Below are 23,185 nucleotides of genomic sequence, written 5' to 3'. Positions count from 1 at the left end.
AAGCCTTAATTGGAAGCCTTTTAGTGAAAACTAGGCATTTTAGTTAAATCAAAATCTTCTTCATATTTATCTATATCTCTTAGATATAAACATAAATCTTGAAAATCTAAACAGCTTTCTACCATTGAAGACTCTTTATTATCACTAAAGTTGCTATCTGTCATATGGTTTATCAAATTAATAAATTGCTCCATAATTTCGGTATTTAATATGCTCATTTCGGCAGCTTGAGCAATGCTTATTTTTTTTGATTTTTCTATTTTCTTAACTAAATTAGTTATATCATGAAAAATAGTCTCTAATATATTATTGTTTTCAAAGCTAATAAATTTAGTTTTAGGGTCAATCATCTTATATCAATATTATTAAATATAAGACTATTATACTCTTAAATAAGGCCATAATTTTAATTATATTCATATATGTCTTATAATATGTATCTTTAGTGGCTAGTTTGTATTACTATTAACCAGGTATAAATAAAATAAAGCCTCTAAACCTTCTTTAGATACTTCATTCACTATTTTGCTAGTAATAATCTTATAACCTAAGAGAACTTTAATAGTTCTTAATATTCTAAAATTAAGAGAGGATAATATGCCAAGAATAATCGTTGACCCAAGAAAGCCTTTTGATATTAGCTTGAGAAACTTTAAAAGAGCTTGTGAAAAAGCTGGTATTAAACAAGAACTTCGAGACAGAAAAACTTTTGTAAAACCAACAGAAAAAAGAAAAATTGCGAAAAGAGCCGCAATAAAAAGAGCTAAGCAAGCAGCAAGAAGAGCATATTCTTATTAATATTTTTTTTAAACAAGTCTATAAAAATCTAATTATTTTACTGTTAATACTGAATTATAATAAATTGTATTATCTTAGCGTTAACTATTTAGTAAGTTTTTGCTATAAGGTATGTGGTGGAAATTGTGGTAGCTATGAGTGGACTTGAACCACCGACCCCAGCATTATGAATGCTGTGCTCTAACCAACTGAGCTACATAGCCACAAATGATGTAGCATATTATATTTAAATTATGATAATTGTCAATATTAATTAAACGCTATATTAAAAAAAATATTACTAATGTTTTATTACTTGCTAAAAGGGTTGGTTTTGTAGTACGATATTAGCCAAGTGTACAAAGGGATTGATCCCTCTATAAAATGATAAAAAAATAAAATGTCTGACGGTAGAAATAAATTAAACGATTTTTCGCTATTACAATCTTTACTAGGTGGTTCTTCTAAGATAGAAGAAAAAACTTCTAGAATGAAACAAGCAAGAGATAAAAATATCTCTAAGAACAAGAACACGCCTAAGGCACCCGCTAAAAAGGTAGAAGACAGAGATACTTCATTTATTCGTATTCCTCAATATGGACATAGAATAAATAATAAAATAGTCAATGAGTTACAAAATCCCCAATTAGAGGATGATCAAGAAATAGTAATAACAGTTGATGTTGAGAAAGAAAGACAAAAAGAAGAAGCTAAGCTATTTAAGTGGTTATGTAAGCGTTTTCCAAAATGTTTTGATCCTATTAACAAGAAGCCTCTTAAAATAGGAATAAGTCCTGAAATTGAAATAATCTATCAAAATGAGCATTTTGCTCCAGTTGATAAACTAGTGCTTAGAAATGTTTTACGTCGTTATGTTGGTGATACTCGTTATCACAAAGCTGTTTTTGAACTAAAACAAAGGTTTAATCTACAAGGTCAACCTGTTGAAGATTATTCACCAGAGCATATTGAGTATTCTAAAAAGCGTCTAGATGAAATTGCTGAGAAAGCAGAATTTAGAGCAAAAGGCCTGACTATGAAAGATTACTATGAGTACAAAAAGCAACAGTCAGAAGAAGATGTTGACACAGAAGAATAAATAATTTCAGTAAACTTTCTTCTAGAAAGTTTACTGAAATTATTGTCTATTTTTATCTTTAGGTTTATTATTTGACTAATTACAATCTATAATTGTTATTGCTAATGTCTTATATAAAATTGCTAAAACAAAAGAGAACTATATTTTATCTGTGGTTTTTAGTTTTATTGATTACTAGTTTATTATCAAGCTGTGCAAATGATAAAAAGGCTAAAGAGTTACCTATAATAAAGCACAGCTTTTCAAAATCAAAGCATACAGCATATCAAGTTTTTGGTTTTGATTATGCTACTACTCCTAATGGTATATATAATGTAGTCAACAAAGAGCCAACTAAATTTATAGTTAATGTATATATTGCAGATAATGAAGGTTGTAAGTTTACTTATACTAAAGATCGAAAAGGTGCTCACCAAGGTCAGTTTGACAGTACGCAATCTTTTACAGCATATCTATCTGGTAGGAATGAGCTGTTGAAACTGGAGTGTACAGGTAAGCAGTCAAATATTGATTATAAAATAATAGCGTATGCAAATGGCGTAGAGTATGACAATATAGGAAATCTTTCATATCTTGTTGAGTCAGGTGCTCTTTAAGGTATTTTTATTTTCTCCAGAATTCTGGTATAAAAAGTACTAGAAGTGTAAATATTTCTAAACGTCCTGCAATCATTGCAAAATCACATATCCATAGAGCTCCATTGGGGATATTTTTAAAGTTGGAGCCTATCTCTCCTAGACCAGGACCTACATTTGATAAGGTTGTGGCAATAGTTGAAAATGCGGTTGCAATATCTAGACCACATCCTAATAGAGCCAGCCAACCAATAGCAAACACAATAATATAGACAGAAATAAATCCAGAGACTCTATTTAAGGCTTGCTCAGATATATTTATATCATCTAGCTTTACAGTAAACATCCCTTGAGGGTGAATTACCCTTTTTGCTTCAAGCATAGCTTTTTCTTTGAAAAGGATCGCGCGTATCATTTTTAGACCACCAGCTGTAGAACCACCACAACCACCGATAATTGCTATAAACATAAGTAAAACAGGCAGGAATGTAGGCCATAAGTAATAGTTTGTATCAGATACAAATCCAGCACTTGAGCTAATTGATATTACTTGAAATATACTATTTAAAATTATGTGAAACGTATTTGAAAGACTATCTGCATTAGCAATCAGTGTAATGCTGACTATCATAGATGTGAAGAATAGAAAGAAAAAATATGCTTTGAACTCAACATTCCTAAAATAATGGCTAATTTTAAATTTTGATAACGCTATATAATGAGCTTTAAAACTAGTTGCTCCTAAAAATAGAAATATCCCGCAAACAAGAAGAACACCTGTTGATTTGTTCGTCATGCTAGCATCACTAGGGGTAAATCCTCCCGTTGAAACCGTCGAGAAGGTGTAGCATATAGCATCAAATGGTCCCATGCCTACTATTATATAAGAGATAAAGCATAGGAATGTAAGTAGCAGATATACCAACCATAATGCTTTTGCAGTACTAGAGATTCTTGGTGCGATTTTATCATCTTTCCATTGACCTGTTACTTCAGCTTTGTATAGCTGCATACCACCAACCCCTAAAAGTGGTAAGATAGCAACGGTTAGAACAACGATTCCCATACCACCAAAAAACTCAGTCTGTTGGCGGTAAAATAATATACTATGGGGAAGTTGGTCTAACCCTTCAATTACAGTGCCACCAGTAGTAGTAAACCCAGAGACAGATTCAAATATTGCGTGTGTTAGAGATAATTCTAAACCTGGGAATGTCATATATGGTATGGCGCCAAATACTGAAACAAACACCCAAACTAATGCAACAATTATAAAGCCATCTTTATTTGAGAGCTTTTTATTTGATTTTCGAGCAATAAACCATAGTAAAAAACCGCATAAAAATGTAATCGCAAAACTTAGGATGAAAGGATATGCATCATTCTCACTATAGATATAATCAATGACAACAGGACTAAGCATAGTAAGACTTAGGAACATTAGAAATATACCAATTATCTTAGGTTTTTGGCTTAAGTTCATTGATTGATGCTTTAAAAGCTCTATCTTTAGTGATTTTGATGTTTAGTTTAGTACAATTATTCTAAAGCTACAAGTTTATCATTTAGTATATAATAAGTCTTAATTAGTAAAAGTCTTTGATTCTATTAAGAATAAGATGAGCTTTAAAAGATTTATATAAGCTATTTTCGCCAAAAATCTGGCATAAAAAGAACTAATACCGTAAATATCTCAAGACGCCCCGCGATCATCGCAAAGTTACATATCCAAAGAGCATCATCAGGTACGGTTTTAAAATTTGAACCAATTTGATCTAAGCCAGGACCTACGTTTGATAAGGTAGTTGCAATTGCTGAAAAAGAAGTATCTGGACTTAGCCCACACGCTATTAGCATTAGCCAACAAACAGCAAATAATAATAAATAAACAGAAACAAACCCAGATACTCTATTAAGAGCTTGCTCGGATATAACTACCCCATCTAATTTTACGCTAAATTTTCCTTGAGGGTGGATTACTCTTTTTGCTTCAAGGGTAGCTTTTTCTTTAAATAAAATAGCTCTTATCATTTTTACCCCTCCAGCAGTAGATCCACCACAGCCACCGATAATAGCTATAAACATCAAAAAGAAGGGTATAAAACTAGGCCAGATATAATAATTCGCATCAGAAACAAACCCTGCTGTTGAGCTTATAGATACAACCATGAAGATACTATTAGTTACCATATCAGGAATCTTTGATAAGTCTTTTGAATATGCGATTAAAGTTACAGCAATTATCAAAGATGAAAGAAATAAGAAGTAAAAATAAGCCTTGATTTCAATATTATTAAAATAATGTTTGATACTGAATTTTGAAAAAGCTATGTAATGAGCCTTAAAGTTTGTGGCACCTAAAAATAAGAAAAAAATACATACATAGATTACAGGCTTTGATTGAGCAGTCATACCAGCATCAGTAGGAGCAAATCCACCTGTTGAAATAGTTGAAAATGCATAGCAGATGGCATCAAAAGGTCCCATGCCAACTAGTAAATATGCAATAAAGCAGATAAATGTTAATAAGACATATACTAGCCACATTGCTTTAGCGGTGGTTGATATCCTTGGCGCAATTTTTTCATCTTTGCCTAGACCTGTTACTTCAGCTTTGTATAGCTGCATACCATCAACACCAAGAAGTGGTAAAATTGCAACAGTCAATACAACAATCCCCATCCCGCCGAAGAAGTGTGTCTGTTGACGATAGTATAATATACTGTGTGGTAACTTATCTAAACCAGTTATTACAGTTGCACCTGTAGTAGTAAATCCAGAAATTGATTCAAATACAGCATGAGTAAAAGATAAATCTAACCCAGGAAACACCATATAAGGAATCCCACCAAAGACTGTAACAAAAACCCAAACAAGTGTAACGATGACAAAGCCATCTTTGTTTGTGATTTTTTTGCTGGCATTACGACCGATAAACCATAGTAAAAAACCACAGATAAAAGTTATCGCAAAGCTTAGTAAAAATGGGTATGTGTTTGATTCATTATAGATATAGTCAACAACAATAGGTGTAAGCATGGTAAGACTTAAAAACATTAAGAACATACCGATTATCTTAGGGTTTTGGCTTAACCTCATTGACGTAATGCTTAAAAGCTATATCTTTAGTGGTGACTTTGATGTTTAGTTTAGTATAATTATGTCTAAGCTACAAGGTAAATTATTAGTATCTAAGAGAGGTTTTTACTATGATGAAACTTATATTAAGGTTAGCTCACCTATTTGATAACAAAAAAGATAGAGCATATGTAAGTGAGGCAGATAAGCTTTTGCAAGAGTTTGATAATACAAACCCAAACAAATCAGAATCACAAAAAAAAGAAATTTTGAAGCATAGAAATCTTTATAAGAGAGAAGCAAAACCAAAAACTAGTTTTCTTGATGGTTAGTCTTAATCTGTGTAACAGCAACAAATCCTATTAGCAATATAATACCTGCTATCCAATATAAATACGGTGCTAAATGACTATCTATAAGTACACCTCCACAAATAAGAATAATTAGCTGTGGTAGTGAAAAAAACATATTTAGCCAGCCCATATATTCTCCTAGTCTATCTTTAGGTGCTAGTTTAGCAATCAGAGTATAGCAAGATACTTGAGATAGGATAAAGCCCATAGCAACAACAAATGTGATAATGTACCAAAGGAAATTTTCTTTTGTTAGAAAAGAGCCACAAATTAAGGCTATAGCAAATATTAGTAAGCCGATTTTAAAGATGTTCTCAACTTTGATTAGATTTATAATAGTTGTTGCTAAGAGTCCAACAATTACAGATCCGATTCCAAAAGTCATAACTAATGAAGCTGTAAAATCTTTACTAAAGCCTAAATGATGATTCATATATCCACCCATTAAAGGCATAAAAGCACCAAAGCCAGTTAACATACAGAATGTGGCTAAAAAAAGAAGGTTGATATTTTTATCACTAAAGATATCAAAACTTAGTTTAAAAGCTGAGGTCATTTGATTTTCTGGACGCTCTTTTACAATAAATGGTATTACAGATAGTGTAGGTATTATTAGTAGTAGACATACTATTACGCAACTAAGAAAAGCACCTCCAATATTCCAAATGATTGCACCAATTAGACCAATTATAATTGTTCCTATTTGTGCAGTAGTCCTAGCTAGTAGAGTAGCAAAAGGAATTTGATCACGATCAACAACCTCTACAACCATTGTATAGTAAGGACCTTGGAAGAAGTTGATACTAGCATAAGTTAAAAAAGCAATTATAAATAAACAAATATAGTTAGGTGCAAAAGGCCAGAGCATCTGAAATATACAAGTACTCACTAACCCTACTAATAACCAAGTAGTTCTTTTACCTAAAAATCTGTGCGAAGGTGTTTTATCTGAGGCAATTCCTGAGAGTGTTTGCATAAATAGTCCAGTAAAAGCAGCCATAGATAATAAAAGACCAGCTAGAAAAGAGGAGTTTGTGTGTTGATAAACTATCCATGAACCAATAGTTCCAGTTAATGACCAATACATTCCTATGCCAATATCTGGTATAGCAATCAAAAAAGGATTCCAACGACGAGTATTATATTTCATTATGATTTACCTTTGATTTAATAATATTTGCAATATAAGTTAGAGAAGTCTAAGAAGCTTATTATCTGAGTATCATAAGGATTAAGTTTTAATCCTAAATAATTAACACTAGAGCTATTATGGTTTAAAATAATGACAATTTTAGAATCATCACTACCTTTTATGATAACCTCAACATCATCTGGAGATTGAAAGCTATTAACATTATGTTTTTTAGTGATGTCTAGCACTAAGTCATTCCAAAAAGAGCTATCATCAATACCTGTACCAATATAATAAATTGATCCTTTACCTAGGCTATTTCTTACAGCTGCACTATAGTTTTTAAATTCATCAGCATAATCACATAATGATTGACTAGATCCTTTAAGTGTGAGCATATCACGCCATACAGTGGCAGTTAGGTTTTTATCTTGATATTTGATTTTACAATTTGTCCCTGTAGGGAGAGGCTCAAAATATTCAGCTTTTACACCAGCAAGTTCGTGAATAGGGTTATCAACACCAAAGCGAATCTCATTGTGGTATTCTTTAAGTCCTGCTCTAAATGTAGCTATAACAGTACCACCTTTTTCAGTAAATGCCTTTATTCTAGCAATATTTTTATCTGTGATTAACATAGATACCGGAAGTAGCAATATTGAATACTTACTAAAATCATGGCGTATATCTAGTACGTCAACATTAATATTGTTATCAAAGAAAGGTTTATAAAGTCTAGCGTGCTCATGCTGGATATCAAAAGCAGTTGATTGTTGTTGAATCCGCCAGCTATAAATATTATCCATTGAATATAACAGAGCTACTTTTGATTGTGTTGGAGCCTGTATTGCCTTTTGGTTTTGTTTGGCTAACTTAATGATATCTAACATTTCATCATAGCGATGGTTATATTTGTTATCATGATCTAAAACCCCATAACAGAATTGTTCAGCGCCTTTTGTTGCCGTACGCCATCTAAAATAGATTAGATTATCACATCCTCTCGCCATTGCTTGAAAAGACCATAATTTAGCATGACCAGGTCGAGGCACGAATCCCATTATATTATGAGCTTGAGCTCCTATAAGCTGCTCAGTAATCCAATAGTTCTCTCTTTGGAACCCTCTTGTTTGATCTAGCTTCATCGCAGTCTTATAAGCATCTACTGGAACTTGCTGACCTCCCCAAACAGGGTAGTTGTTTAGTGCTACAAGATCTATTTGCTCAGCTAGATCTGTATGGTCTTGAGCCTTAGAGAAATAATCTCCAGTAAAGTTATGTAAAGTTTGTTGGTTTGGTGCTATGTCTTTAATAACTTTAGCTTGTCTTGCTAAAAAGTTAGTAGTTGTTTGAGATCTAAAGCGATTAAAGTACAACATCATTCCTGGGTTTGGTGCTGGAATAGTTGGGCGAGGTATATTGATCTCATCAAAATTATTGTATGTTTGTGACCAAAAGACCGCACCAATAGCATCATTAAACAGGTTAACATCATTATTAAATTGCTGTTTTAGATAGCTTCTAAACTCTAACTCACATTGATCGCAGTAGCACATATTACTAGTTTCATGACCTAGTTCATTATCTATATGCCAAAGTAACAAAGCTGGGTGTTGATGATATGCCTCTACCATTTTCTGAGTGATACGATCAGCATACTTGTTGTATGTCGGGGAGTTTAGGCAAGCTTGTCTTCTACCGCCAAAATGTCTTTGTAGACCATTTTCATCTACTGAGAAAATTTTGGGATCTTTTTTGTATAACCATGCAGGGGCTGTTGCTGTTGGTGTGCCAAGCATTACCTTGAGATTTAATTTATAAGCTTTATCCAATATTTTCTCAAAAAAGCAAAAATCAAATTGGCCTTCTTGAGGCTCCATTAGATGCCAAGCAAATTCAGCAATTCTGATACAATTAAGTTCTGAATTTACAATACGTTGAAGATCTTCATCAATAAGTGAGTGATCCCATTGCTCTGGATAGTAGTCAACACCGAAATGCATAATAGTTAAATAAATGTAAAATAAAGATTGAATTCATTATATTGATACTTTGCTTAATCATCAATGAGAAAGTAATAGCACACCTTTAAGCGGTATTCTTATACAAATAGAATTAAGTATTTTAAAAATTTATAAACTGCTATGAAACTTAATTGTTAGATATTGTTTATAGGAGTAATATATGAGACATTCATTGAAAAATAGGTTAATGAAAAGTTGAAAAATTATAAAATAGCAATTTTGCTAAGTTATATAAGTATAGCTAGTGCGTCATCTGTTATTATAAATCCTGCCTTACCTCAAATTGCAAAGGAATTCAGTCTCTCAAATGGTTCAGTTGAGTGGTTAGTAAGTATCTTTCTTATCGGATATGTTATTGGGCAAATAATATATGGACCAATAGCAAAAAAATATGGAGATGCTAAAACACTAAGAATAGGAATGATTATAAATATTATAGGTCTTATTGTTTGCCTTGTAGGGGCATCATCTATGGTTATGTTGCTTATAGGTAGATTTATAACAGCTATAGGCTCATCAGCAGGATTAGTATGTACTTTTATAATATTAAATAATTCAGTTGCTCCTCATCGAGCAAAGGTAGCATTGTCGTATGCAACGTTATCTTTTGCAATATCCATAACATTATCAACATTGATAGGAGGAATAATTACCAGCTATAGTTATTGGAGTTATACTTTTTATGTGTTGTTACTTCATGCATTAATAATGTTTGGAGCGAGTTTTCTTTATGATAATAAAAAAGACTCTGATTTTAACTTGAAAATATCATCTATTCTTGATGGCTATAAACAAGCCTTTAGCAGTTTTAAGTTAATAGCATTTGCATTAACATTAGGGGTGATGACAGTTTTTAGTTATTGTTATTCTACAGCAGGACCTTTTATTGCACATTCAATGTTTAATTTTGGGGGTGCGCAATATAGTATATGGAATTCTATGACCATTGTAGGAATTATATTAGGTTCTATAATAGTATCTAGGATAATAAATATATATGATAGTCGTAAGATACTTGTTGTATCTTTAATTTGTCTCATCATTTTAATAGTTATTTTGGCTATAATGAAAATTTCTAATGAGGTTACACCAGCTGTATTGTTTATATTGGCAACCCTAATGTATTTCGTATGTAATTTCATATATCCTGCGGCATCATACCTTGCCTCAACGGCTATTGAATGTAAGTCAAATGCTTCTACAGGGATGAATTTTATAAATATGTTGACTGCTTTAATAGGAGTATCTGTAATGGGTTATATACCGTTTGAATATATTTGGAAATTTATGTTGATATCTATCATACCTCCTGTTATTTGTTTAGGGTTAGTTATCTATATTCTCCGTATAGAACAGTAGTTTTTATTAGATTCTGTATCTACCTAATAAATATTAATGAGTTTTTAATAAAATAATAAGGTTGGAAATTTACTAAAAATTAATGCTCTATTATATAAACTTTTAATTTAAATTATATGCTAAGTTTTTGGATTAAATGTTTGTAATCTGGCTTGTTTTCTAGGATTGAAAGGCTATAATCTGAGAGGTTTTGTACCCTTTTATATATCTGTTTTAAAACATGCTTGGTAAATTTAAACATAAAGGCTTAACGCTTTTAGAGTTAATTGTTGTATTAGCAGCTGTTTTCACTAGTATCTATAGTAAGAATACTGCAAAAGCTGAAGTTTCAAAAGCATTAAGTTTAATATCGCCAGTAAAGCACCAAATTGCTGAGGGATATACGTCAAACTCTGATTTTCCTGAAAGTGTTAATGATTTACCACACTTATCAGATGGTAGTAGTGAAGTTAGCTTTGGGTATTCAAAACCTGATATAGACATAAGGTTTGATGATTCTAATTATTCAGAGTTGAAAGACCATCAGATAGAGCTTACTCCTGTAGCAGATGGCTCTTTAATTAGATGGGAATGTCAAACAGACATTGATAGTAGCTATATGCCATTACAATGTAATCATGTGAGTACTTTAACGAGTCAAAATGGTAGAGGAGGTTTTTGGTTTATCTGGATCTCAAAACACAAGTGGAGGCCTTAGTGGATCTGAAGATCAAAGTTTAGATGGAAACTATAGCGATTCTGGAGAGCAAACCACTAGTGAGGAAGATCAAGATAGCGATAGTGAATCTCTGCTAGGTGAGCAAAATCAAGGTTTAGAAGAAGGTAGTGGTGGTTTATATGATAATGCTATTGATCTGGTGAAAAGCTTATTTACTGATGAAGTTGGGGATAGTGGCGTTGAGACAAGGTATAGTGAAGAAGGTACTCCTTTACTAAATTTAGACGGAAATACTCAATCCTTGATTGCTTCTGATGATATTTCAAATGGTGAAATTAGAATGTTCCTATCACAAGAGTTAAAAGATGCCTTACTCCTTGATCCAATTAGGAAATCTGAAGCAGATAATTATATTGAGCTAATGTCAGCTAATAATATCGCGGTACGACCATCATATGGAGATGATACTATAAAGGCAGATACTCTTAGTAACTCAGATGTTGCAACGTTTAGTGATTCAGATATTGTTGAGATTTTAGAAAGTTCAGGTAACTATTATGTCTTAGATCCCTCTTCAACAACTCTTACTGACGAGCCTCTAGCTGCTTATGGAGATGATGAGTTAACAATTGGTAGAAGTACAAATGATGAGATACTTGTTGGAGGAGGTAATGATACTGTTAATATCAATAGTGGAGAAAAGCTAAAACTATCGGCTTTAGAAGGAAATGATACTATAAATTTGGGTTCTGTAAACTCTGATAATATAACTACGGGTGATGGTGATGATGTTATTAATGTTGTCTCTGGCAATAGCGGTGATTTATCTGGAGATGTTTCAGATTATAGTAATGGTATAAGGTCAGGTTCTGGTAATGACACAGTTAATGTTGGCTATGGTTCTAATGTTTTAAATGCAGGTCCAGGAGATGATAATGTTGTAGTTGACTGGAGTAATAGTGGTCAGTCATACTCAGGTGACTATTTTGGATCAGCTGGTAATGATAATTTAAAACTAAAGGCAAATGGACAAAACCTTCAGGAGATTCTAAATGCCTTTAATAACGATGTAGGGGCGTACGAAACAAATGTTGAGTTTAGTGATGGTCAGGTTGCGTATTAGAAGCTTTGAAACAGTTGAGGTTTATGATGCTGATACTAACCAGTTAGTTTACTCAAGAGTAGCTTAATATATGGGAGTTAGCCTCTTTGCTTTTTTATAAAAGTATATGTGTTGATAGTTAAAAAAAGAATTTTTATTGATATACTAAATATTATTTTTTAGGAAAACTATAGATGAAAAAGAAGTTTATATCGTTATTATTATTGTGTTCGTTAACTTTATCTTTAAATAGCTGTTTTTGGCTAGCTGTTGGAGGTGTGGCAGCTGCTGGAGGTGCTGCTGGAGCATATATGGTTGATAAGAAATAAAGAGTTTTTCTAAGATTTAGTCTCGTCTATTACATCGGTATCTTTAGGCGCTTTAAAATTAAATAGCGAATTATCAAGAGATACGTTATCTTTGACATCAGAAAATTTAATTTGCGTAAACTGATTTAATGAAGTTGAAATTTCAAGTGACCTTAGTCTATTGTCACTGTCAAACTGAATTACAATGCTATTTATCATTTCATCGTACTTAGGTTTAAGAATATAGCTATTGTTACTTTTTTCTTCTACAGTAAATAGTTTATCAATGTTATCTGTGTTTTTTGATAAAAGTATAAGATAAGGGTATTGGGCAATATTATTTGAAACTTTCTTAATTATAAGCTGCTCAAGGTCACCATCATAAATCCATAGTTTCTTACCATTGGAGATGATTTTTTGGTTATTTGGTGAAGTTGTAACCCATTTAAAAAAATGAGGCTTTTTAAGACTCATTTTACCTTGAGTATTCATGTTATTCTGACTATTAATAAGTCTTTGGCTAAAGTTAGCCGTCATAGAGTTGATGCTTTTAATTTTCTTTACTAAATCTCCAGCTGCATCAGCAAAACAGATATTTACACTAATGGAAACTATTATTAGTAATACGATTAATTTTTTCATTTAGGATTCTCTTTTAACTAGCACGTCACGCATGCCATTTTGATTCATTTCTGAGACTATACCATTTTCTTCCATTTCTTCCATTAATCTAGCAGAGCGGTTGTAGCCTATTTTTAGCTTACGTTGAACAGCTGATATTGATGCTTTTTGAGTTTTAATAACTATTTCAACGGCATCGTTGTATAGAGGATCTTCACTATCACCTTCTCCTCCAGGTGAGCCATTTTCAGCTTCTTCAGTAGATTCAAGGATATCTTGAACATATTCTGGTTGGCCATATTCTTTCCATGACTCAACTACTCTATGCACCTCATTATCATCCACAAAAGCTCCGTGAATACGCATAGGAGCACCAAAACCAGGTTTTAAATATAGCATATCACCTTGGCCAAGTAGCTGCTCAGCACCTTGTTGATCAAGGATCGTTCTAGAATCTATTCTAGATGATACCTGAAAGGACATCCTAGTAGGGATATTCGCCTTTATAAGTCCAGTTACAACATCAACAGAAGGTCTTTGTGTTGCAAGTATTATATGAATCCCAGCAGCACGAGCTTTTTGAGCAAGCCTTGCAATAAGCTCTTCAACTTTTTTACCTACCACCATAATCATATCAGCAAACTCGTCTGCTACGACAACTATATAAGGCATCTTTGTAAGAGTTGGAGCTTCATGAGCACGCTCTGGATTCATCTTGATAAACATTGTATCTTTTAGTGGTTTACCAGCTTTCTCAGCTTGCTCAATTTTATCATTTAATAGTGCAATATTTCTAACTCCAGCTGCTGACATAAGGGCATAGCGTCTTTCCATTTCTTTAACGCACCAGCGTAAAGAGTTCGCGGCCTCTGTCATATCTGTAACAACAGGAGTTAAAAGGTGAGGAATACCGTCATAAATAGATAACTCAAGCATCTTAGGGTCAATCATGATAAATTTTAATTCATCAGGTGTACACTTATATAGCATACTGATAATCATAGAGTTAACACCAACAGACTTACCAGAGCCAGTTGTACCAGCTACTAAAAGGTGAGGCATTTTTGCAAGCTCAGCAAAAGTCGGTTTTCCAGAAATGTCAACACCGATTCCCATTAGAGTTGGGGCTCTTGATTTTAAGAACTCTTGTGCAGAGAGTACTTCTTTTATACGTACCATCTGTCTAGTTGGGTTTGGTAGCTCTAGCCCAACATAAGGTTTACCAGGAATTACTTCAACAACCCTAACTGCTGTCGTAGAAAGGGCTCTTGCCAAATCTTGGGCTATATTTGTAAGTTTACTAACTTTTGTACCTCTAGCTAGATCTATTTCATATCTAGTGATAACTGGACCAGGATATGCAGCGACAACTTTAGCATTTATATTAAAGTCATTTAGGGTCTGCTCAAGTAGAGATGATGTTTCATTAAGCTGTTCTTGAGATACTGCAACTTTTTTTGCTTCAGGTTCGATGAGAAGGTCAATAGATGGTAGACAATCTTTATTTAGATTGTTTGTTTTAGAAGGTTGTGGTTTTGCTTTCTCAATAGTTCTTATTGAGGATTTATTTTCTTTTGCTTCAGCTTCTAGTTCTGCAAAAGATAGCTCATCTTGACTAGGTTTATTATTAAAGTCTTTAAAAGATAGCTCACTATTGTTTTTACTATCTTTTAGAACTTCTTTGAAAACGTCTTCTCGAGGAGTTTCTTTTTTCTCATCCTTAAGAGGTATTAATGTTGATTTTTTATCTTTAGCTAATGCAGATGCACTAGGTTTATTGTTAAAATCATCAAAGTCATTAAAGCTTGTGATATCTTTTTTATCATTATCTTTAGGCTTTGATACATAGTTAATAGACTTTCCAAATGCTGAAAAGATTTTTTTGATTAAATGTAGCCATGTAGTACCACAATAAAGAGTTAAGCCAATAAATAATGATACTACTAATGCAAATGCACCTCCGACTGAACCAAAATATTTGATAAACATTTTTGCTGTTTCATAGCCAAAAATTCCACCAGAGCGTTGAGGCATCCAGTAATTAGCAAAGACAAGATATAGCTCCGCTAGGCCACAACATGATAGTATAAAAAATATGATGCCTATAGTTTTAACTGTGAACATTAAATAGCTAAGGTTTTGTTCTTTATTTTTTATTAGTAGTACTCTAATAAAATCAATAAGGATAAAAGGAAGTACAAATCCAACTACTCCAAATATTGAGAGTATAAAACTTGCAATATATGCTCCAACAGGACCAGCATAATTTTTAATAGTAGTTTCTGAAGATATACTACTCCAACCTGGATCATTTATATTAAAACTAAATAATGCTATAAATAGATATATTACAACTGCTGCTAGAATAACAACTAATGTTATCTTTAATCTGCCAACAGCATGAGTTTTGTTTGTGTTATTCGTATTATTATCTGCCATACTAATTTATAAATAAAATATTAAACTTAATCATAAAACCAATTCATAATTCTAACAAAAAAAAGTTTAAAAATGTTAAACTAAAATAATAATTTGTTGAGTATAAGTATAATTAAGGATAAATTTTGGCAAAATTTCATATAATAGTAGGCTTAATTGTTTGCTTTTGTGCTTGGGTATTTTTTCTGATATTCCCACATTTAGATTTGACTCTAGCTGGTGACTTTTACAGTTCAACAAATGGCTTCGCAGTTAGTCCAAGCCATGGATTCTTTGGATTTATGCATACTTTTGCTATGAGATTCCCTGTTATCTTCTCTATAGTGGTTATTTTATTTTTACTTGGTTCATTATTTATTAAAGCTTTTAGAATAAAAAATAGAAAAGCTATATTTTTTATAGCTGTATGTTTATGGGTAGGTCCAGGTTTGGTAGTAAATGCTGTATTTAAAAATCATTGGGGTAGACCTAGACCATATATGGTGCAACAGTTTAATGGTGATAAAATTTTTCAAAAACCATTTGTTATATCAAATCAATGTACTACTAATTGTTCTTTCCCTTGTGGTGATGCATCTATGGGATTTTGGCTTTTTGCTTTTATGCCTTTAGCTGCCACACGTAGAAAAAAGGCTTTGGCCTTTGCTATTGCAGTATTAGCAGGAGGAGGCTTAGGTCTAATGAGAATGGCTCAAGGAGGACACTTTTTTAGTGATGTAATTTTCTGTGGGATATTTGTTTATATCTGTACCTGGATTGTGTACTGGGTGATGTATGAGCGTAATAAAAAGCCTCTCGAAATAGAAAAACATTCTAGTTAAATTTTTTTGTTCAATATTTATACTTATATTTTCTTAATCTTTAACTATCAGAGGATTTTTTTCAAACCTTCTTACAATTATTTTTTTAAATGCTAAATAGAGTTTGACAGTTTTTGAGTTTCTGTGTTAGGCTCGAAATTAGTAAATTTTCTTACTAACACAATTTAAAGAAGAGGAGCATAATTTATAATGCTAATCTGAAAGCCATAACGCTTAGAGATGATTAGATTTTTAGAGATTGTGCCGAAAGAGTATAGATGTTATGGGTTATATTCTTGGGTCTGATACTGAAAGGTGGCAGAACTGTCACGTTGAACTTAAACGTGGGGCGCTTCGGTCTAAGCATTAATTTTGCAAAGTCTCAGCTCTCCATTATTAGCGAAAGAATGGGAAAATAAATGACTATACAAATTAGTAATCGCGTAACAAATATTAAACCTTCAGCAACTGCATTAATGTCTTCTAAAGTACAAGAGCTTGTTGATAGGGGAGAAAGGATTCTTTCATTAAATGTCGGTGAACCTGGGTTTAGCACGCCTGATGTTGTAAAAAAAGCAGGAATTACAGCAATTGAAAATAATTATACTCAGTATACAACCGTTGATGGTTATAGAGATCTAAGACAGACTATAGTAAATCGTTATAGTAGCGACTATGGTGTTAATTATGAGCTTGATGAGGTTTGTGTTACAACTGGAGCTAAGCATAGTCTTCATAACATATTTAATTGTATTATTAATGATGGCGATGAAGTTATTTATATGGCACCATATTGGGCTTCTTATCCAGATATGATCAAATTATCTGGAGGTGTACCAGTTGTCTTAGAAACAAATATTGAAAATGGTTTTGAACCTGATGTTGAGAAACTTGAAAGTTTAATAAATTCGAGGACTAAAGCTATTTTAATAAATATCCCAAATAATCCTTCAGGAGCTATTTACTCAGAGCCTACGATGTTAGCTTTAGTTGACCTAATGAAAAAATATCCTCAAATCGTATTGATTAGTGATGAGATATATGATCAGATTTATTGGGATAGAGCTCCTATTCCTGTCACAAAAATTTCTCCTGAACTTAAAGATCGTGTTATAGTAGCTAGTGGGGTTTCTAAAAATTATGCAATGACAGGGTGGAGAGTTGGGCATATTCTAGCACCTTCGGCTTTTATAAATGCTATAAAGAAATTTCAATCTCAATCTTTATCATGTGCTTGTTCAATTTCACAAATTGCTGCAATAGAGGCATTAAAGTTAGAAAGAGCTGATATTGAGTATATGAATCAAGAGTATTATAAAAGAGTTTCTTTTGTTTTTAATGCTTTGAAAGATATTCCTAACGTTAAAGTCTTTATGCCTGACGGAGGTTTTTATATATTTTTAGATATAAGTGATGTTTTAGAAAGGATGCAACTTACAGACGAGAGCTTTTGTATAAAACTTCTAGAAGAGACTCTTGTTGGAGTTATTCACGGTAGTGCCTTTGGTTTGGCAGGACATATTAGAATTAGTGCTGCAGCTGAGAGAGAAGTTTTAGAGGAGGCTATTAATAGATTAAAGTATTTTATATTATCTCATTAATTTTATTTTATAAAATGCTAAATACAATTTGACAGGTTTTGACTTACTATGTTAGACTCAAAATCAGTAAGTTATCTTACTGACGTAATTTAAAGAAGAGGTGCATGATCTATAATGCTAATCTGAAAGCCATAACGCTTAACGATGATTAGATTTTTAGAGATTATGCCGAAAGAATGTAGAAGTTATGAGCTATATTCTTGGGTCTGATACTGAAAGGTAGCAGAACTGTCACGTTGAACTTAAACGTGGGGCGCTTCGGTCTAAGCATTTATTTTGCAAAGCCTTTAGTTTCCCCACTTAGTGAAAACATGGAGAGCTTTGTGGAAAATCAAATAAGTGTTGCAAAATTCGGTGGTACAAGTGTTGCCAATATTGAATCAATAACAAAATGTATTGAAATTATAAAAAATACATCTCAAGTTAAAGTGGTTGTTGTAAGTGCCCAGTCTGGAGTTACTAATCTTTTAGTAAAGCTTGTGACGTGCTGTTCTAACGAGAGTTCTATACAAGAGACGATTAGTAAAATACAAGAGATTGTCTATCCAATACTAGAGCATATTAAAAACCCTGAAACTTCGATGAGGATAAAAGCGGTTATCAAAGATTTAGAGTCTCTTACGAAGTTGTCTTTAAGGTTGAAAACTCCTCAATTATCAGATGAAATATTATCTTTTGGTGAATTAATCTCAGCAACGATCATGACGGAGCTTTTAGGTCAAGCAGGTGTTAATGCCACACATCTAAGAGCGACAGAGTTTATGAAAACAGATAATCATTATGGTCAGGCAAAACCTATTACCAAAATTATTCGCTCAAATGTACAGGAAAAATTAGTACCATTAATTCAAGATAGTATTGTAGTAACAGAAGGTTTTATCGGCCAAGGATCTCAAGGCCTGACAACTACTCTTGGTCGTGGTGGAAGTGATTATTCAGCGGCCTTAATAGCTGAAGCTGTAGATGCTAAAGATTTACTGATTTGGACAGATGTTCCCGGTATTTATCAAGCTGATCCTAGAGCAATACCAAGTGCGATATCTATACAGAAAATGTCTTATAATGAAGCTGCTGAGTTAGCGACTTTTGGAGCAAAAGTTTTACATCCTAGTACGCTATGGCCTGCTATTAGAAGCAATATAAATGTATTTATTGGCTCAACATTTAATCCAGATAATCCTGGAACATGGATTACAAAAAATCTAGATCAAGAGCTTCCGGTTGTTCGGGCTGTTGCTGAGCGTAAAAATCAAGTTTTACTGACGATAAAGAGTTATCATATGGTTCATACCCAAGGCTTTTTAGCTAAAGTTTTTCAGGTTTTAGCTAATCATAAAATAAGTGTAGATTTAGTAACTACTAGTGAAGTAAGCCTTGCCTTGACTTTAGATCCTATTGGTAGTCAATCTATAGGAGATAGCATACTTACCCCAAGCTTATTAGAAGATTTACATGAGATCGGTAATGTTGAAATAAAGATTGATGAGAATTTATCCTTAGTTGCGATAGTTGGTAACAATATTCATCAGACTAAAAATATTAGCTCAAGATTATTTTCTGAGTTGTCTGATCACAATATACGCTTACTTAGTCATGGAGCTAGTGGGCATAATATGTGTCTACTTGTTGACCAAAACGAATCATCTCAAGTTATGCAAAAAATTTATAATCAATTTTTTGAAAAAGGAAGGGTTGTATGAAAATTGCAGTTGTAGGCAAAGGTAACACAGGTCAAGCTGTTTTGGATTTACTTGGAAGTCAAAATATATATGAAATTTTTGACTCAAATAATACAGTTACAGCTGAAAAGCTTAATAATGCCGATGCTGTAATTATATTTGTTTCAGCTAAAGTTTTGGCAGATATATTACCTGTTTTATTAGAGACAAAAACACCTATTATTTGTGGGGCAACAGGCTTTGACTATACACAAGATGTTATCGAGAAAGTTTCTCTAAATAAAAATATGTGGATTGTTGCTAATAATTTTAGTTTATCCATGGTTTTTATCAAGGAAGCGTTAAATTCATTAGGCAAAATTCAGCATTTAATTCCACAATTAGAGTACATGATAAATGAAACTCATCATACAAAAAAACTAGATGCTCCAAGTGGTACAGCAATATCTTGGCAAAAGTGGTTAGGTGTTGATCATTGTGTGATATCTTCAGAACGATTAGGTGATATTAAAGGAATTCATGAAGCGACACTTAGTTATGAATATGAAACTATTGAGCTAAAACATATTGCTCATGATAGAAAACTTTTTGCTCAAGGAGCTATCTGGGCAGCTAAGTATGCAATAAATAACCCTGATTTATATGGGTTTTATCAATTTGAAGAGCTTGTTGCTAAGGAGTATGCAAATGAATATTAATAAAGATCTTTATACAGCGATAGTAACACCAATGCTTGAGAATGGTGAAATAGATTATTGTAGTTTTGAAAGAATTTTAGAATATCAGGCAGAGTCTGGCTGTGGAATATTAATTTTAGGTAGCACTGGAGAAGCATTGGCTCTAAGTTTTGAGGAGCAATGTGAGGTTGTTAAATTTACGTGCTCATTAGAGCTAAACACCCCAATAATGGTTGGTGTTGGAGGATCTAGACTTGATCAGCAAATTAAGTGGATAGAGTTTTGTAATTCTCAAAATATAGATTGTTTTTTATTAGTAACACCACTTTATGCTAAGCCTGGTACAGTTGGTCAAACTAATTGGTTCACAAGTTTACTTGATGCAGCACAAAAGCCATGTGTTTTATATAATGTTCCATCTAGAACTGGTGTGAATTTAAGTTATGAAGCACTAGAAAATATAAAAGATCATAAAAATGCATGGGCAATTAAAGAAGCTTCTGGGGATTGTGAACGTTTTGCAAAATATGCTCAGATCGCACCAAACATAAGAATGTATAGTGGTGAGGATGGAATACTTCCAGAGCTATCAAATTATGGTGCTGTAGGCTTAATATCTGTGATATCAAATATTTGGCCTAAGCAAGTTAGAAGTTATGTTAAAGAGAGTATAAATAAAACTATACAACAAAGTCATCGCCAAACTTGGAAGGATGCAACAAAAGCATGCTTTGAGGTAGCTAATCCAATACCAGTTAAAGTATGGCTTAAACATAATGGTGTAATAAGATCTAATACTTTAAGAGCTCCACTTGTAGCAGAAGAGTTAACAGATATTACTAATTTAAAAAAGGCTAATAGTTTAGTTAAACAGAGTTATACAGATTTATAAAATTTATAGGATAGGAAAATAGGAGAGTAGTTTTATGGGATGGCAAGAGACTTTAGATGGGCTTCAATCAGGACAAATAAGAGCAGCAGAGCAATTAGATGATGGAAGCTGGCAAGTAAATGTCGAAGTTAAAAAAGCTATTTTAGAAGCCTTTAAAGCAGGTGTGAATGTTGATTATGAAGGTGCTTATGACGGGTTTGTTGATAAGCATAACTTAGCACCACGTAAGTTTAGTAAGTCTGAAGGTGTTAGAATGGTTCCAGGGGGATCATCTGTTAGAGCAGGAGCTTATGTTGCATCATCTGTTATTATAATGCCACCATCGTATATAAATACTGGAGCTTACGTTGATGAGGGGACAATGGTTGATAGTAATGCACTGGTTGGTTCATGCGCTCAAATAGGTAAAAATGTCCATCTGTCAGCAGGAGTGCAAATTGGTGGGGTTCTTGAGCCTGTTGGGATGAACCCTGTAATAATTGAGGATGATGTATTTGTTAGTGCTGGAGCTATTATTGTTGAAGGGGTTATTGTTGGTAAAAGATCTGTAATCGCACCATCTGTTTCTCTTTCAAGAGGCGTTAGAGTTTATGATAGTGTTAATGAAAGAATGCTTGATAAAGGAGAAAAGATTCCTGAAGGCGCTATTGTGGTACCTGGATCACGACCAATAAATTCAGCTTGGGCAAAATCTCATGGGTTACAATCTTACTGCCCTGTAATTATTAAGTATCGTGATGATAAGAGTGATAAAGCTTTAACTTTAGAAGAGGCGTTGCGTTAATGTTTCCTTTGGGATTACATAGAGATAATTTACTTAACTTAGCAAAGGATATAGGCAGTCCCTTCTTCTTTTATGATTTAGATGCATTAGATAATAAGTTAGTAAGTTTAAAAAAACTACCAGTAAAGCTTTGGTATGCTGTTAAAGCTAATCCATTATCAAGCATAATCCAGAGTGTAGCTAAACAGGATATATCTTTTGATGTTGCAAGTAGTGGAGAGCTTGATCAGGTTTTAAAGCAAGGAGTAGACCCAAAAAATATTTTAAACACTGGCCCAGCAAAATCATATAAGCAGATTTGTTATTTCATTGAAAAAGGTGTACGAACCTTTGTGCTTGAGAGTATTCAGCAGTATTTAGATCTTTTAAAAGCGACTAAGAGTTATAACGTTCAAGTTAGATCATTATTACGTGTTCAGATCAATTGGGATAATTCTGATGAGAAAAATGTTCTTGGTGGTGATAGCATAACCCCTTTTGGCTTAGCACCTGAAGACTGGGTAAATTTTTTTAAAGAAAATCCTATAGAAAATGAGTATGTTGATGTAATAGGCCTACATTGCTTCCAATGGGGCAATATTACAGATGTAGAAAAGCTTATGTATCTTTGGGGAGTTATTACTGAAACTTTAGTTGCGTTAGCAAAGCAAATTTCAATGGATCTAAAAATTATAGATCTTGGTGGAGGTTTAGGAGTACCTTACTACAATCAAACTAATCAGCTGAACGTTGAAGATGTTTCAGAAGCTTTAAATAACTTGAAACTTAAATATCCACAAGTTGATTTTTGGCTAGAGCTAGGTCGTTATGCTGTTGGTGAGTGTGGTGTATATGTAACACCAATAATAGATAGAAAAAAGGTTTATGATAAGCAGTTGCTAGTTTTAGAAGGCGGAAGTCAACATATAAGTCGCCCGTTTATAACAAACCAAGCATTTCCAGTAAAAAATATATCAAAAATTAATCAAGAAGATCAAACAGTTATGGAGCTTCATGGTCCACTATGTACAAGCATTGACTATTTAGGGAGCATTGCTTTGCCTGATAATACTGCTCCAGGAGACTATTTAGTGTTTACTCAAACAGGAGCATATGGTTTTACAGAAAGTATGCCTTTTTTCTTATGTCACACACTACCTGCAGAGATCATTTATACAAAAAATAAAATACAAATAATACGTGAAGCAAAACAAGCATCTCAATGGCTAGTTTAGGAATAACATGCTA

The 23,185-nt window shown here is 33.0% G+C and carries 22 protein-coding genes, 1 tRNA gene and 2 riboswitches; of the genes, 15 read left to right on the top strand and 8 right to left on the bottom strand.

All coding sequences use genetic code 11. From position 1 onward, the window contains the following. Positions 1–20: 20 nt before the first annotated feature. Positions 21–350, bottom strand: coding sequence for a hypothetical protein (locus F3D62_RS03215; RefSeq protein ID WP_150466807.1), 330 nt, complete (start codon positions 348–350; stop codon positions 21–23). 247 nt (positions 351–597) lie between these two features. On the opposite strand from F3D62_RS03215, the gene rpsU reads away from it, so the two are divergent. After that, the gene (rpsU, locus tag F3D62_RS03210; protein WP_150466806.1) at positions 598–798 is read left to right on the top strand and encodes a 30S ribosomal protein S21; all 201 of its coding nucleotides are present in this window, start codon (positions 598–600) and stop codon (positions 796–798) included. A gap of 126 nt (positions 799–924) precedes the next feature. On the opposite strand, the gene F3D62_RS03205 is transcribed toward rpsU, so the two are convergent. Continuing rightward, positions 925–1,001, bottom strand: a tRNA-Met gene (locus tag F3D62_RS03205). A 176-nt stretch (positions 1,002–1,177) separates the two neighbouring features. On the opposite strand from F3D62_RS03205, the gene F3D62_RS03200 reads away from it, so the two are divergent. Then, entirely contained in the window at positions 1,178–1,876 is a 699-nt protein-coding gene (locus F3D62_RS03200; RefSeq protein ID WP_150466805.1) for a ProQ/FINO family protein, read from the top strand. Positions 1,877–1,980: 104 nt separating this feature from the next. Then, positions 1,981–2,472, top strand: coding sequence for a hypothetical protein (locus F3D62_RS03195; protein WP_150466804.1), 492 nt, complete (start codon positions 1,981–1,983; stop codon positions 2,470–2,472). Positions 2,473–2,479: 7 nt separating this feature from the next. Here F3D62_RS03195 and F3D62_RS03190 read toward each other — a convergent pair whose 3' ends face one another. Then, the gene (locus tag F3D62_RS03190) at positions 2,480–3,934 is read right to left on the bottom strand and encodes a potassium transporter TrkG (protein ID WP_150466803.1); all 1,455 of its coding nucleotides are present in this window, start codon (positions 3,932–3,934) and stop codon (positions 2,480–2,482) included. A gap of 161 nt (positions 3,935–4,095) precedes the next feature. Next, a complete protein-coding gene (locus F3D62_RS03185; RefSeq protein ID WP_150466802.1) occupies positions 4,096–5,550 on the bottom strand; it encodes a TrkH family potassium uptake protein in 1,455 nt (484 codons plus the stop codon). Between the two features lie 110 nt (positions 5,551–5,660). On the opposite strand from F3D62_RS03185, the gene F3D62_RS03180 reads away from it, so the two are divergent. Next, positions 5,661–5,861, top strand: coding sequence for a CBU_0585 family protein (locus tag F3D62_RS03180; protein WP_150466801.1), 201 nt, complete (start codon positions 5,661–5,663; stop codon positions 5,859–5,861). Here F3D62_RS03180 and F3D62_RS03175 read toward each other — a convergent pair. Next, a complete protein-coding gene (locus F3D62_RS03175; protein ID WP_150466800.1) occupies positions 5,842–7,032 on the bottom strand; it encodes an MFS transporter in 1,191 nt (396 codons plus the stop codon). The genes F3D62_RS03180 and F3D62_RS03175 overlap by 20 nt on opposite strands. Before the next feature lie 17 nt (positions 7,033–7,049). Continuing rightward, positions 7,050–9,017 carry a beta-galactosidase gene (locus F3D62_RS03170; RefSeq protein ID WP_150466799.1) on the bottom strand — a complete coding sequence of 656 codons (1,968 nt, stop codon included), beginning with the start codon at positions 9,015–9,017 and terminating at the stop codon, positions 7,050–7,052. Between the two features lie 216 nt (positions 9,018–9,233). On the opposite strand from F3D62_RS03170, the gene F3D62_RS03165 reads away from it, so the two are divergent. The 4 genes from F3D62_RS03165 (at position 9,234) to F3D62_RS13030 (ending at position 12,486) form a co-directional block, all read left to right on the top strand. Then, positions 9,234–10,397: an MFS transporter gene (locus F3D62_RS03165; protein ID WP_150466798.1), complete on the top strand. Its 1,164-nt coding sequence runs from the start codon at positions 9,234–9,236 to the stop codon at positions 10,395–10,397. A 220-nt stretch (positions 10,398–10,617) separates the two neighbouring features. Further along, entirely contained in the window at positions 10,618–11,094 is a 477-nt protein-coding gene (locus tag F3D62_RS03160) for a pilin (RefSeq protein WP_150466797.1), read from the top strand. Next, positions 11,039–12,178 (top strand): hypothetical protein, encoded by a 1,140-nt coding sequence (locus tag F3D62_RS03155; protein WP_150466796.1) that lies wholly within the window; start codon positions 11,039–11,041, stop codon positions 12,176–12,178. Before F3D62_RS03160 ends, F3D62_RS03155 begins: the two co-directional genes overlap by 56 nt. A gap of 173 nt (positions 12,179–12,351) precedes the next feature. Continuing rightward, positions 12,352–12,486: a hypothetical protein gene (locus tag F3D62_RS13030; RefSeq protein ID WP_263478750.1), complete on the top strand. Its 135-nt coding sequence runs from the start codon at positions 12,352–12,354 to the stop codon at positions 12,484–12,486. 9 nt (positions 12,487–12,495) lie between these two features. Here the strand turns inward: F3D62_RS13030 and lolA are convergent, their stop codons facing one another. Beyond that, complete coding sequence (gene lolA, locus F3D62_RS03150; RefSeq protein ID WP_150466795.1) at positions 12,496–13,107, bottom strand: outer membrane lipoprotein chaperone LolA; 612 nt, start codon at positions 13,105–13,107, stop codon at positions 12,496–12,498. Next, positions 13,108–15,525, bottom strand: a complete 2,418-nt coding sequence (locus tag F3D62_RS03145) for a DNA translocase FtsK (protein WP_150466794.1) — start codon at positions 15,523–15,525, stop codon at positions 13,108–13,110. Between the two features lie 125 nt (positions 15,526–15,650). Here F3D62_RS03145 and lpxF point away from each other — a divergent pair, with 125 nt between their 5' ends. From lpxF to F3D62_RS03110, 7 genes are all read left to right on the top strand, one after another. After that, positions 15,651–16,346: a lipid A 4'-phosphatase LpxF gene (gene lpxF, locus F3D62_RS03140; protein ID WP_150466793.1), complete on the top strand. Its 696-nt coding sequence runs from the start codon at positions 15,651–15,653 to the stop codon at positions 16,344–16,346. A 162-nt stretch (positions 16,347–16,508) separates the two neighbouring features. Next, positions 16,509–16,688, top strand: a riboswitch (Lysine riboswitch). A gap of 56 nt (positions 16,689–16,744) precedes the next feature. Beyond that, complete coding sequence (locus tag F3D62_RS03135; protein WP_150466792.1) at positions 16,745–17,926, top strand: pyridoxal phosphate-dependent aminotransferase; 1,182 nt, start codon at positions 16,745–16,747, stop codon at positions 17,924–17,926. A gap of 87 nt (positions 17,927–18,013) precedes the next feature. Continuing rightward, positions 18,014–18,193, top strand: a riboswitch (Lysine riboswitch). A gap of 56 nt (positions 18,194–18,249) precedes the next feature. Continuing rightward, positions 18,250–19,626 carry a lysine-sensitive aspartokinase 3 gene (lysC, locus tag F3D62_RS03130; protein WP_224732628.1) on the top strand — a complete coding sequence of 459 codons (1,377 nt, stop codon included), beginning with the start codon at positions 18,250–18,252 and terminating at the stop codon, positions 19,624–19,626. Further along, positions 19,623–20,303, top strand: coding sequence for a dihydrodipicolinate reductase C-terminal domain-containing protein (locus F3D62_RS03125; protein WP_150466791.1), 681 nt, complete (start codon positions 19,623–19,625; stop codon positions 20,301–20,303). Before lysC ends, F3D62_RS03125 begins: the two co-directional genes overlap by 4 nt. Then, positions 20,293–21,174, top strand: a complete 882-nt coding sequence (dapA, locus tag F3D62_RS03120) for a 4-hydroxy-tetrahydrodipicolinate synthase (RefSeq protein WP_224732627.1) — start codon at positions 20,293–20,295, stop codon at positions 21,172–21,174. Before F3D62_RS03125 ends, dapA begins: the two co-directional genes overlap by 11 nt. A 34-nt stretch (positions 21,175–21,208) precedes the next feature. Then, positions 21,209–21,958: a 2,3,4,5-tetrahydropyridine-2,6-dicarboxylate N-succinyltransferase gene (locus tag F3D62_RS03115; protein WP_150466789.1), complete on the top strand. Its 750-nt coding sequence runs from the start codon at positions 21,209–21,211 to the stop codon at positions 21,956–21,958. Next, positions 21,958–23,172: a PLP-dependent decarboxylase gene (locus F3D62_RS03110; protein ID WP_150466788.1), complete on the top strand. Its 1,215-nt coding sequence runs from the start codon at positions 21,958–21,960 to the stop codon at positions 23,170–23,172. The genes F3D62_RS03115 and F3D62_RS03110 overlap by 1 nt, the downstream gene beginning before the upstream one ends. Positions 23,173–23,185 lie beyond the last annotated feature (13 nt).

Source organism: Francisella sp. SYW-9 (genome assembly GCF_008711465.1).
In the GTDB taxonomy this organism is placed as follows: Bacteria; Pseudomonadota; Gammaproteobacteria; order Francisellales; family Francisellaceae; genus Francisella.
The sequence above is the reverse complement of the archived record's forward strand: the minus strand, read 5'-3'. Positions and strand labels throughout refer to the sequence as shown.